The sequence below is a fragment of the Pantoea sp. Ft-CA_14 genome, assembly GCF_024520875.1.
GTDB lineage: Bacteria > Pseudomonadota > Gammaproteobacteria > Enterobacterales > Enterobacteriaceae > Pantoea > Pantoea agglomerans.
This window is the reverse complement of sequence record NZ_JALNPM010000002.1, coordinates 268,379-281,124: the sequence shown is the minus strand read 5'-3', so window position 1 is coordinate 281,124 and position 12,746 is coordinate 268,379. Positions and strand designations below refer to the sequence as shown.

The 12,746-nt window shown below is 56.0% G+C and carries 10 protein-coding genes; 6 read left to right on the top strand and 4 right to left on the bottom strand.

The genetic code is table 11. The features are described 5' to 3' along the window. The first annotated feature begins 1 nt into the window (after window position 1). The 5 genes from NR195_RS04555 (at window position 2) to NR195_RS04535 (ending at window position 5,867) form a co-directional block, all read left to right on the top strand. Entirely contained in the window at window positions 2-613 is a 612-nt protein-coding gene (locus NR195_RS04555) for a DUF2291 family protein (protein WP_010670005.1), read from the top strand. Between the two features lie 10 nt (window positions 614-623). Further along, window positions 624-2,156: a sugar ABC transporter ATP-binding protein gene (locus NR195_RS04550; RefSeq protein WP_256844167.1), complete on the top strand. Its 1,533-nt coding sequence runs from the start codon at window positions 624-626 to the stop codon at window positions 2,154-2,156. Window positions 2,157-2,383: 227 nt separating this feature from the next. Then, on the top strand, window positions 2,384-3,451 hold the full coding sequence (locus tag NR195_RS04545; protein ID WP_256844166.1) for an ABC transporter permease: 1,068 nt from the start codon (window positions 2,384-2,386) through the stop codon (window positions 3,449-3,451). A gap of 11 nt (window positions 3,452-3,462) precedes the next feature. Further along, entirely contained in the window at window positions 3,463-4,260 is a 798-nt protein-coding gene (locus tag NR195_RS04540) for an SDR family oxidoreductase (protein ID WP_010245769.1), read from the top strand. Window positions 4,261-4,433: 173 nt separating this feature from the next. Next, window positions 4,434-5,867, top strand: coding sequence for a YchO/YchP family invasin (locus NR195_RS04535; RefSeq protein WP_256844165.1), 1,434 nt, complete (start codon window positions 4,434-4,436; stop codon window positions 5,865-5,867). 271 nt (window positions 5,868-6,138) lie between these two features. Here NR195_RS04535 and NR195_RS04530 read toward each other — a convergent pair whose 3' ends face one another. From NR195_RS04530 to NR195_RS04520, 3 genes are all read right to left on the bottom strand, one after another. Next, window positions 6,139-6,339: a hypothetical protein gene (locus NR195_RS04530; protein ID WP_194709459.1), complete on the bottom strand. Its 201-nt coding sequence runs from the start codon at window positions 6,337-6,339 to the stop codon at window positions 6,139-6,141. Between the two features lie 102 nt (window positions 6,340-6,441). Then, a complete protein-coding gene (locus NR195_RS04525; protein ID WP_082203996.1) occupies window positions 6,442-6,936 on the bottom strand; it encodes a MarR family winged helix-turn-helix transcriptional regulator in 495 nt (164 codons plus the stop codon). Window positions 6,937-7,257: 321 nt separating this feature from the next. Next, on the bottom strand, window positions 7,258-8,802 hold the full coding sequence (locus NR195_RS04520) for a methyl-accepting chemotaxis protein (RefSeq protein ID WP_010245756.1): 1,545 nt from the start codon (window positions 8,800-8,802) through the stop codon (window positions 7,258-7,260). 552 nt (window positions 8,803-9,354) lie between these two features. Between NR195_RS04520 and NR195_RS04515 the strand changes: the two genes are divergently transcribed. Next, window positions 9,355-10,911: a bifunctional diguanylate cyclase/phosphodiesterase gene (locus NR195_RS04515; RefSeq protein ID WP_256844164.1), complete on the top strand. Its 1,557-nt coding sequence runs from the start codon at window positions 9,355-9,357 to the stop codon at window positions 10,909-10,911. 76 nt (window positions 10,912-10,987) lie between these two features. On the opposite strand, the gene NR195_RS04510 is transcribed toward NR195_RS04515, so the two are convergent. Continuing rightward, entirely contained in the window at window positions 10,988-12,061 is a 1,074-nt protein-coding gene (locus tag NR195_RS04510) for a porin (RefSeq protein ID WP_010245750.1), read from the bottom strand. Window positions 12,062-12,746 lie beyond the last annotated feature (685 nt).

The following is a 12,746-nucleotide window of genomic DNA, read 5'->3' as shown; positions in this document are numbered from 1 at the left end:
GATGTCCCGAAGAGTCTGGCTGACGCTGGTGGTCTTGCTGTTAAGCGGCTGCAAAATTGTGTCGCAGCAGGAGCTGGCTGCCCTGAAAAATCCCCCCAATCCGAAAATGGCGAACATCGACCAGCTCTGGCAGCAGAAACTGGTGCCACAGGTTCAGGCAGAGGCTAAACCGCTGGCGACGCTGATGAAGTCGCTGCAGTCTGCTAAAGACTTCGACAGTGCCTGTCAGAGCTACGGCTATCGCAGTCAGGCTGAGAATCCCTGTGTCTTCAGCGTCTCGGTTAGCGGCGAGGTGACCGCCGTAAATACCACGTCACGCAGTGGAAAAATGACCGTGAAAGATGAATCAGGTGACAGTGTCACAATTCAGGTAGGGCCAATCATTCGTGGCACCGCTTTGCGGGATGTCTACAAAGGCGTGAGCTATCAGGACTTCAATGACCAGGTGCTGTTTGGTGATTACGGCAAGGCGATTAACCAGCACGCCTCCACTCTGATGCAGCAGTTTGCGCCGAAGGTGGGCGATAAAGTGAGGGTTTCCGGCGTGTTCAGCAGCTGGGACATTCCGCAGCAGCTGCCGGATATCACTCCGGCTGCGATCAACCGGCAATAAGGAGCGGCAGATGCAAAATCCTCAACCGCAACAGTCCGGCGACGTGATTATCGAAACGCGCAACGTGTCGCGTCTTTATCCCGGCGTTACCGCGCTCGATCAGGTCAGTTATCGGGTCTACCGCAATAAAGTTAACGTGCTGATCGGTGAGAACGGCGCCGGTAAGTCCACCATGATGAAGATGCTGGCGGGTGTAGAGACGCCGTCGTCGGGCGAGATTCTGCTGGATGGCAAGGTGGTGTCGCTGAACTCCACGCATCAGGCGGAGAAGCAGGGGATCAGCATCATTTTTCAGGAGCTGAATCTGTTTCCCAACATGAACGTGATGGACAACATCTTTATCGCCAATGAGTATTTCCAGCGCGGGGTGATCAATGAAAAGTATCAGTACGCGCTGGCAAAGTCGCTGCTGGAGCGGCTGCAGCTGGATGTCGATCCTTACGCGCCGCTGGGTGAGTTGGGTATTGGTCATCAGCAGCTGGTGGAGATCGCCCGGGCGCTGTCGAAGGATACCCGGGTGCTGATCATGGATGAACCGACCAGCGCCCTGAGCCAGTCTGAAGTGAAAGTGCTGTTTAACGTCATCGATCAGCTTAAGCGGCGTGGGGTCACCATTATCTACATTTCTCACCGGCTGGAAGAGCTGATGGAGATTGGCGATCACATCACCATTTTCCGCGATGGCCGTTTTATCAGTGAGCGCGAGGTACGGGACGCCAGCGTGGCGTGGATTATCGCCCAGATGGTGGGTGACAAGAAAAAGCAGTTCGACTATCAGCCTGCGCCACAGAGGGAAACGGTGCTGGAGGTAGAGGGCCTGACTGCGCTGCATCAGAACGGCGGTTACAAGCTTAATGACGTCAGTTTTACGCTGCGCAAAGGCGAGGTGATCGGCATTTATGGCCTGCTGGGGGCCGGACGCACCGAGCTGTTTAAGGGGCTGATTGGCCTGATGCCCTGTCAGTCGGGCCGGGTACGTTTAGCGGGCAGGGATCTGGCGAAACGCAGCTTCCAGCAGCGGCTGAAAAGTGGCATAGCGCTGGTGCCCGAAGATCGCAAAGGCGAAGGGGTGATTGAACTGATGTCGGTCACCGCCAACATGACGCTCTCTGACTTCAGCCTGCGCGGTTTTCGACGTGCGCTGGGGCTGTTAAATCCTGCCAGGGAGCAGCAGCGGGTCAGTGAGATGATCGGCCATCTGGCGATTAAAGTCAGCGATCCCGACCTGCCGGTTACGGCGCTGAGCGGCGGTAATCAGCAGAAGGTGGTGCTGGGTAAAGCGCTGATGACCGGGCCGCAGGTGGTGCTGCTGGATGAGCCAACGCGCGGTATCGACGTGGGTGCCAAAACCGACGTCTATCACCTGATTGGCAATCTGGCACAGCAGGGGCTGGCAGTGATGTTCTCCTCGTCTGAACTGGATGAGGTGATGGCGCTGGCGGACCGCATTTTAGTGATGGCCGATGGCCGGATTACTGCCGATCTGCCGCGCGCAGCGGCGACGCGAGAACATCTGATTGCGGCATCAACCCCGCAGGATTAAGAGCCTGACCCATCAGGCTATTTTATTTGTCCGTCTGAACCTGGGCAGTGGTCACACAGGCTGCTTTAGCAACCTGAACGCCCGTCAGGGCGGCCCTGAAGGGGCGAGCATAGCGAGTAATCCTGACGTACTGCGTGTACGTGCCGGTTGTTCCGCGCTGTCCGTGTCCAGACTGCCTGAAACCATTACGCCTGGCGGGCCAGGCTCTAAGCTGGCCGGAGAATTTCATGAACCAAAAATATCTGCTCTATATGTACCTGCTCAAGGCCCGCACCTTTATTGCGTTGCTGATTGTGGTCGGCTTTTTCAGCGTGATGGTGCCGAACTTTCTTACCCCTTCTAACCTGCTGATCATGACGCAGCACGTGGCGATTACCGGCCTGCTGGCCATTGGTATGACGCTGGTGATCCTGACCGGCGGTATCGATCTCTCGGTGGGTGCGGTCGCCGGGATCTGCGGCATGGTGGCGGGCGCACTGCTCACCAATGGCATCCCGTTGTGGGGCGGCAATACGCTGTTTCTCAACGTGCCTGAAGTGATTCTGGTGGTGGCCATCTTTGGCGTGCTGGTAGGACTGATTAACGGCACGGTGATCACCCGACTGGGCGTCGCACCCTTTATCTGCACCCTGGGCATGATGTATGTGGCGCGCGGTGCGGCGTTGCTGTTCAACGACGGCGGCACCTACGCCAACCTGGTGGGAGTGCCCGCGCTGGGCAACACCGGCTTTTCGCTGCTCGGCTCCGGCACCGTACTGGGCGTTTATCTGCCAATCTGGCTGATGCTCGGCTTTTTACTGCTCGGCCTCTACCTGACGCGCAAAACCCCGCTGGGTCGTTACATCTACGCCATTGGCGGCAATGAGTCCGCCGCGCGACTGGCGGGTGTGCCGATTATCAAGGTGAAAGTCTTTGTCTACGCCTTTTCCGGCCTCTGCGCGGGGCTTGTCGGGCTGGTGGTGGCCTCTCAGTTGCAGACCGCGCACCCGATGACCGGCAACATGTTTGAGATGGATGCCATTGGTGCCACCGTGCTGGGCGGCACGGCGCTGGCGGGTGGACGTGGCCGGGTTTCCGGCTCGATTATTGGCGCTTTCGTTATCGTCTTCCTGGCGGATGGCATGGTGATGATGGGCGTCAGCGATTTCTGGCAGATGGTGATCAAAGGTCTGGTGATTGTGACTGCGGTAATCATCGACCAGTTCCAGCAACGTCTGCAAAGCAAAGTGGTGCTGCTGCGTCGCCATGAAAAAAAGCAGCAGGCAGCCCCCCTTACTGATGTTCGTCACAGTTAACAGGAGCGATTATGAGCCGCGAACAACGTGGAAAAACAGTGGTGATAACCGGTGCCTGTCGTGGCATCGGGGCCGGGATCGCGGCGCGTTTCGCCCGCGACGGGGCCAGGCTGGTGATGGTGTCGAATGCTGACCGGGTGTTCGCTACAGCCGACCAGCTTCAGCAGCAGTATGGCAGTGAGATTCTGGCGCTGCAGGTCGATATCACGGATGAAGCTGCGGTTCAGCAGCTCTATCAGCAGGCCTTTGAACGCTTTGGTCAGATCGACGTCTCGATACAGAATGCGGGTGTGATCACCATCGACCGCTTCGACACCATGCCGAAAAGCGACTTTGAGCGGATTCTGGCGGTTAACACCACCGGCGTCTGGCTTTGCTGTCGTGAAGCGGCGAAATATATGGTGCAGCAGCGCAGTGGCAGCCTGATCAACACCTCATCGGGGCAGGGACGACAGGGCTTTATTTACACGCCGCACTACGCCGCCAGCAAAATGGGGGTGATAGGCATTACCCAGAGTCTGGCGCTGGAGCTGGCGCCGTGGAACATTACGGTCAACGCTTTTTGCCCTGGCATCATTGAGAGTGAGATGTGGGATTACAACGATCGCGTCTGGGGCGAGATCCTCAGCAGCGAGGAGAAAACCTACGGTAAAGGGGAGCTGATGGCGGAGTGGGTGAAAAACATTCCGCTGAAGCGTGCCGGTCAGCCGGAAGATGTCGCCGGACTGGTGGCCTTTCTGGCATCAGAGGATGCGCGCTACATCACCGGGCAGACCATCAATGTGGATGGCGGGTTGATCTTCTCCTGATGCGGTGAGAGATCGCAGGCCTGCTGTAAACGCAGGCCTTTTTCTGACCCGGAGTTTTCTGTTATATGCACAATTCGCCGCTGCTGTCCTGCATCGCCGTCACAATATGTTAAGGTAATAGCTGATGATTTTTGTTTAATTGCAGCTACGAACTAATCAATGTGCCGGGTGACATGATACGGAAAACAGGGGTTCTCTCTTTGATTGCGCTGTCGCTGACTGCCACGCAGAGCGCCCGCGCCTTCCAGACTGAAACAGCGGTGTCAGAGACGCCATTCGACAATCCTGCGCGCTACAGTCAGTCGCTGCCGACGCTCGGCGGTGCCAGCGATCAGGATGAAGAGTGGAGCAAAAAGCTGGCGGCCGTGGCCAAAAGTATCGGTGAAGCGAGTAACAACAGCGACAGCAATGTCACGTTTGGTCAGCAGGCGGGCGTCTGGGCGTTCAATCATCTGCGCGATGAAGTGGCCGATCGGGTTGAGAGCGAAGGGCAGTCACTGCTTTCCCCTTACGGCACCGCGCAGCTGGATCTGAAAGTCGACATGAACGGAAACTTTACCGGCACCGGCGGCGATCTCTTCAGCGCACTGGCCGACGAAAACAGCCGGCTCACCTTCAGCCAGCTTGGTCTGCACGATACCGGCGATGGCCTGGTTGGCAATGCGGGACTGGGGCAACGCTGGGATGCCGGTGACTGGCTGCTGGGTTACAACGGCTTTGTTGACCGCGTGTTCAGCAGCGGCCTGCAGCGCGCCTCTGTGGGCACGGAAGCGTGGAGCGATTCAATGCGCTTCTCGGCCAACTACTATCAGCCGCTTTCCGGCTGGAAAAATCTTGACGATTCGCAGCAGCAGCGCATGGCGCGCGGCTACGATATTACCAGCCAGAGCTATCTGCCCTTTTATCGTCAGCTGGGCGTTTCGGTGAGCTATCAGCAATATCTGGGTGAGAATGTCGATCTGTTTAACAGCGGCAACCGCTATCACAATCCCTCCGCCATGTCGTTTGGCCTCTCTTACACTCCCGTGCCGCTGGTGACGCTGTCTGCCACCCATAAAACCAGCAGCGCCGGTGAGAGTCAGGATCAGCTGGGGCTGAAACTCAACTATCGCTTTGGCGTGGCGCTGCGACGTCAGCTCGATGCCGGAAACGTCGCGGAGGCGCACTCCCTGCGCGGCAGCCGTTACGATACCGTCACCCGCAGCGATACGCCGGTGCTCGCCTTCCGTCAGCGCAAAACGCTGTCCGTGTTTCTGGCCACACCGCCCTGGCAGTTAAGCAGTGGCGAGAGTCTGCCGCTGAAGCTGCAGGTGCGCGCCAGCAATGCTATCAAGGCGGTAAGTTGGCAGGGTGATACGCAGGCGCTGAGCCTGACACCTCCGGCCAATAACGCCGATCCGCAGGGCTGGAGTGTGATCTTACCGCAGTGGGATCCGTCGCCAGACGCCAGCAACGAATATCGCCTGTCGGTAACGCTGGAGGATAGCAAGCAGCAGCGTGTGACCTCTAACTGGATCACCCTGAAAATTCAGCCACCGATGACCATGGACGAGGCCCCGCAGAACGATCGTTATGATTTGATGGCACCCGGTGGCACCACACTTTAGCAGGAATGCTTTACTGCACAGAAAGGATAGGGGGGAGTTAATAGCGGCGGTGGTGTGCAGACGGCGTTGTTAACGTCTGCAGGCCCGACAGCGGTTACTGGCAGAGATAAGTTGTCGGGATGACGAAGGCGCGGCAGAGTGACATCACTATTGATCCTGAAATGAGAGCGGGAACCACTGGGTGAAAGCAGGAACGACGCTGCGCAGCGGGCAGGGTATTGATATTAAGAAGGCGCGGGCAGCGCCGCCGTTTAGCACAGCGGCCCGGTTATCAGTTAACCATGCTCATCACAATACGCACCGCTCTGGCGTAGACCTCTCGCTGACCGTTTACCGACCGTGCCTGCTGATGCTGCAGGAATGCAATTATGTCCTGTAAGCCTGCCGTCTTGCCTGACTTCAGCAGGCTCGACACGGCCTGCCCTACAACGGCATGGACGTCAGCCATATCTGCCGGTTTATCGGTACTCAATTGAAACTCCAGCGCAACCGTTCTGTTGAATAGCACCTGAAGAGGTAACACTCAGGCGATTCAGCTTTATCAGCCTGGTCACAGGTTTTTTATAAGCCAGCATCATGGCAGGGCCTTAAGCAGCTTTTCACGCAGCGTTGCCACCTGGGTTGTCAGCTCACCGAGTTCACTACAGGCGGTATCCATCACCGAGATCATATCAGCCGGGACGCCAGCCGCCGCGACTTTAAGCTGGTGGCCCTGTTCTGTCAGGGAGATCAGCACCCGGCGCTCATCATTTCCCGTGTCACGCTGGCGGCAGATAATGCCCGCGCTTTCAAGCCGCTTCAGAAGCTGGCTGAGCGTGCCGGAATCAAGCCGGACGCGTGCACCAATATCAGAGACGGTCAGGCGATCTTTCTCCCACAGCACCAGCAGCACCAGATATTGCGGATAGGTCACTCCCAGCGGTTTTAACCGCGACTGATAGAGCTTTGTCATGGCAAGTGAGGCGGAATAGAGCGCAAAGCAGAGAAACTGGTCGATGGTTTCAGGCGCTGCACTGGCGGGAGGCGTATCGGAAATCCCCGCGGGTTCGTCATTCATATCTTTACTCATTCTGAGTCCGGGGTGGGACAGCCAGACCCCAGGCTGTTGGTCAGCCGTGAAGTCTCGCGAATAGTATCTCGGGGAGATGTTGATTTCGGCAGCATCTCTTTCTGGTGTAAGACACCAGACTTTTAAGCGCTATCGCAGCGGGAGAAAAAGCCTTTAGCTGCGCCGCCGATTGAAAGTCGGCACAGTATTGAGTCAAATTAAATTGAAGTCAACATAACCGGTCGCAACCCTTGCGCACAACGTGCGCCGGGTGCAACGCAGCTAAGATCGGCAGGACAATTTCAGCATTTAACCCAGGCTGAAGCCGCCCGCCGATACGGCTTATACGGTGAAGGTCTCTACCATACCGCGCAGGTCGCGCGCCTGGGCCAGCAGTGACTGCGATGCAGAAGAGGACTCTTCCACCAGCGCGGCGTTATTCTGCGTGACGCCATCCATCTGACTCACCGCAATACTGACCTGGGAGATGCCCTGCATCTGTTCACCGGAGGAGAGGGAGAGGTTGTCCATAGCATCGGCCAGTTCACCGACGCGGCTGACAATCTTCAGGATGCGCTCACCCGTTCCGGCCGCTACGGTCACGCCATCCTCGACCTGCGTCACGGCCTGCTCAATCAGCTGCTTAATGTCGCGTGCTGCGGTGGCGCTGCGCTGGGCCAGTGAGCGGACTTCACCCGCGACCACGGCAAATCCGCGGCCCTCTTCACCGGCGCGCGCGGCTTCGACGGCGGCGTTGAGCGCCAGAATATTGGTCTGGAAAGCGATGCCTTCAATCACCGAGGTAATATCGCGTACCCGAACGGCACTCAGCGAAATGTCATGCATGGTTTCGGACAGGCGCTGGACATCTGCTTCGCCCGCCTGGGCCAGGGTGGCGGCCTCGCGTGCTGAACCGGCAGTCTGCTGCGCGCCCGCGGCGTTGCTTTTTACCGTGGCGGTGAGTTGCTCCATGCTGGCGGCCGTTTCCTGCAGCGCAGCAGCCTGCTGCTCGGTACGGGATGAAAGCTCGGTATTGCCCTGCGAAATCTCATCGGCCGCCAGCGCCACCGAGGCGGATGCCCCTTTGATCTGCGTAACCAGTTCACGCAGGTTGGTCTGCATGCCGCTGAGCGAGGCAAGCAGGCTGGTGCTGTCGCCACGGCGCAGCGTGACCGGCGAGGTGAGATCACCGGCGGCAATCGCAGCAGCCAGCGTCTGAGCCTGCACCGGTTCGCCGCCCAGCTGGCGCATCAGTATCCGCACAATAAACGCGCAGGTGACGACGGCAGCCAGCACGGAGAGCACCGCCAGGATGATCAGTATCCAGGTGGTGCGGGCGATAGCGATGCCGTTATCCACTACCGCATCCCGGCTGCTGCGCATCTCAAGCTCGGTCAGATCGTTTATCGCCTTCAGCAGGCTCTGCTGAGCCGGACGCGCCACCTTTAACAGATAGTCGGTGACCTCCTGCTGACGATTTTCCATCCCCAGTTTTCCGGCGGTCATCAGCGTGGAGAGGGCGGCCTCTTCAGTGGACTCGATTCTGCTCATTGCCTCCCGTCCTGCCTGTCCGGGGTCGGTCTGCATCATGCCTGAGAGTGCTTCGCGGTTGCTGATATAAAGCGCCCGTTGTTTTTGCAAACGTTCCCATTCTGGCTTCATAGCAACAGGATCGGTCAGCAGAGCAAGGTTACGCACCGCGATTGCCATATCCCGCACGCCACCGCGCATATCCAGCACCGTCTGGTACTTTTTCAAACGGACATTAACCACCTCGTCCATACCATCGCGAGCGCTATCCAGCGCGTGAATCGCGGTGCCGGTACAGATAATAAACAGAAGAATAAGCAAGCCAAAACCTGCGCTAAGGCGCGTTGAAATTTTCATCTCTCGTTCCGAAAGAGTTCATTGGGTAAACCGGTATCGGCAGGAGAGAGAACTTCTGGAGAGTTACGTTTAACTAAATTGTTCGCTATTTAATTTAACGAAATTAAAAATTGCACGTATACCCACCCCGTTATGCCACAAAAATCGTAACGGAATTGATAACGAAAACCCGGCCAATATCCTGATAAATCGCTTTTTATCGCCTGGCGAGTGTGCGCCTTTTCGCGCTGTGCCGCCGCGCGATCCGCCAGCGTCATAACCCGTCAAAAACACCGGAGTGCACAAATTTAACCGGACGGGCCTGTTAATCTGGCTGCTGCTGCCGATAGAACACTATTCGACATTGATGACGTAACCGACACGCATCGGGCTCCGCAGAACGTCTGCCTCACTGCCGTAAGGCGGGTGAGAACGTGCGAATGCGATGAGTAAAAATAGCGGAGGGGTGATAATTGTCGGCAGCTTAGCAGACATTGTATGAGAAGTACGCCCCGGTTTTTTACTGAAAATTAAAACAAAACTCTGACACTTTCCATCACCGGGAACTAACGCATGCGCCTGAAACTTTTCTGGCTCGCAATGCTGAATATTGCGACCATCATTTTACTCTCCACGCTGTGGGAATTCGGGCTTGAGGCGTGGATCTCCAGCCTGCTGGGCCTGAGCTATAATCCCGATTTTGAAACCAGTGAGCGGCTGCGGTTTATCCTGACCTCCACCTCGTTTGCCGGACTGGCAATGATTATTCCGGCGCTGCTTATTGCGGGTCTGATCCGTAACACGCTGCGTGCGGAAAAAAATGCGCTCAGGCTGGCCGGAACTGATGCGCTGACGGGAGTCATGAACCGCCGATCGTTCACTGCACATATTGCTGCGCTTGATGCCGACGGGACGTCCTACACGCTGACGCTGCTCGACATCAATGACTTTAAGAATATCAATGATCTGAACGGTCATCGTCAGGGCGACGCCACGCTGGTCGCGTTGGCCAATCTGCTGATCGCTTCGGCGGGTACCGGGAGTCAGGTGTTTCGCATCGGCGGGGATGAATTTGCCATTGTTGCCCAGGCTTCACAGGCAGATCAGGCGCTGGCCGCCGCCGAAAGCTTCTGCCAGCATGCGGCATCCATCCGGACCGGTCCGCACACCTTCCTGAGCCTTTCAGCAGGCATTGCCAGCTCAGCCTGCACGGGTCAGGCTGATGTGGTGCGGGCGGCGGATCTGGCGTTGTACGAGGCGAAGCAGGATAAGTGCGCCTGTCTGGCACGATTCTCCCCGGACATGGAGCTGCGCTTTCGCCAGCGGGAAAGGCTGGAGCAGGAGGTTGTTGCCGCCGTTAGCGGACATGCCATCGTTCCCTTTCTGCAGCCGCTGGTTTCACTGCGCACCGGTAACATTACCGGCTTTGAGATACTGGCGCGCTGGATCACTGCATCTGGTCAGACGGTTTCACCTGCAGAGTTTCTGCCAGTGGTGGAGCGGCTGGGGTTGATGGACAGCATGACGGTGGCGCTGCTGCAGGATGCTGTCAGTGCAACCCGGGCATGGCCAGCCGGGCTCTGCCTGTCGCTGAACATTACCCCGGAGCAGTTGCTGAGACCGTCGCTGACCAGCTGTTTGTCCAGCATTATGCAGCATGCCGGGCCGGTAATGCTGGAACTTGAAATCACCGAACAGAATGTCATGGCCATTTCTGACGATGCCCGCCAGGCGATCCGTCTGCTGAAAGAGGCCGGTATCGGAGTGGTGCTGGATGATTTTGGCACCGGCTACTCCAACCTGTCGGTTTTGCTGGGGCTGGGTATTACCAAAATCAAAATTGACCAGACCTTTATCGCCGGAATCGTGACCGGATCTGAGCAGCGAAAAGTGGTGGAAACGCTGCTGGCACTCTGTCAGGGGCTTAATGTGATCATTACTGCTGAGGGCATTGAGGATGTCGCCACGCTGAGGTGGCTGAGAAAGCGCGGCTGTGATTACGGTCAGGGATATCTCTTCAGCCGTCCGGTTCCTGCCGGGCAGGCCACCACGTTGCTGGCGTCCGCTAACGTGGAGGAATTGATGCAGGAAGAGGCGATGGCCGTTAGCTTAGTCAGGTCGCTGGGCTGAAAGCGCGTAACACTCTCTGTGGCCGTGTTTAAAACAAAAAACGGGCCCGGCGGTCAGTGCCGGGCCCGCTGTCACATCAGAACTGGTAAATCAGACCCAGGGCTGTGATGTCGTCGGTCGGCAGGCGAAGCGGATTGTTATCTTTCAACAGGTTGATGCGGTATTCACCATAGACCGACATGTTCTTGTTGAAGTAGTAAGTGGCACCCACGGCGGTGTATTTAATGATGTCGGCATCGCCGATATTCTCAATTTCCTTGCCTTTGGACGAGACGTAACCCACGGACGGACGGAAGCCGTTCAGGAACTGATACTGCGCCACGGCTTCAAAGTTCTGCGCTTTGTTAGCGAAACCGCCAGTAATTGGCGTGGCGTTCAGCGTTTCACCGTACATGGCAGCCAGATAGACCTGGTTCGCATCATATTTCACCGAGGTCGCCCAGTGCTGGGCTTTTTCGCCTTCTCCGCGTGCGGCAGCGTTCTGCGCCGTGGTGCGATCCAGGCTGGCAAACGCGCCGGCAAAACTCAGGCCGAAATCGAAGTCATAGGAAGCGGAGAGGGCGAAGCCGTCGCCGTTGGAACGACGCACGCCGTCAATGTTACTGCTGCGATCGTTTTTGCCCTGATACTGCGCGGCAAGGTTTAAGCCGTCGACCAGACCAAAGAAATTGCTGTTACGCCAGGTCAGCACACCGGTTGAGCGGCCAGAGAGAAAGGCGTCGGTATAACCGGAGTCGCCGCCGAAGAACGGCAGCATATCGGTATAACTCAGCACGTCATAGACCAGGCCGTAGTTACGTCCGTAATCCAGCGAACCTGCCTCGCCAAACTTCAGGCCAGCATAGCCCAGACGGGTACGGTTGGTGGCCTGTGCGTCACTGCCCTCGGAGTTATGCAGACTGTACTGATACTGCCAGAAACCGTAGCCGGTAAGCTGGTCAGTAATCTTTGTCTCGCCTTTGAAGCCAAAGCGGGCATAAGAGGAGGTATCACCATCGTTGTTGTTATCGTCAGAAAAGAGGTGTGACACGTTAATCTTGCCGACCAGATCCAGCTTATTGCCATCCTTGTTATAAACTTCTGCGGCCTGCGCGGAGGAGAGACCGATCAGTAACGGCATGACAGCCGCCAGTAAAGTGCGCTTCATCATTTAATTATTACCCTGTATTCATTAATTATTATTCCCCTGATGTGGGGTGAAAAGAAAATGACACAAAAAGGTAAAACTACAAAGTGCAATAAAAGTAACAAAATGTGATGTCTATATTCAGCTGATGGATAACAGCGAGGAACAGAAGATTAAATTGTAAAGTAATAAGATTTTCTTCTAATAAGTAATCATGAGCTATCTGATTTTATATCTCTATTTATCAATGCATTATGTTTGTATGTAGTGGTCTTAAATGGGTTTTTTTGTACGCTTTTAAATCAATATAACCCCTGATTTAATTATGGGTGATTATCTGCTAAGAATAGCCTTATAAGGCTTTTATCCTAACCATTAGTCTGCGTATTAATATTTGTTCATCTTTATAGAATATTCTTTCTGGCCCGATAATCACCTCCGGAATAATAGTCAGAGTTGCTGATTAAATATTGATCATCCTGTTTATAAAATAGCCTGATAAAGATACGCAGATTAATGTGTCTGCAGGGGGAAATGAAAAACTTTTGTTAAATAAAGCCAGGGTGATCTGACATTTCCGGGCGAGTTCCTCGCGTAATCGCTGCACCAGCGCGAGGCAAACTGCGCTAAAACAGGGCAGTGGAGGGGCTTTTCTGGAGAGATAATTTATCAGCGATCACAAAAGCGATATTTCATCCCGTGAATGCAT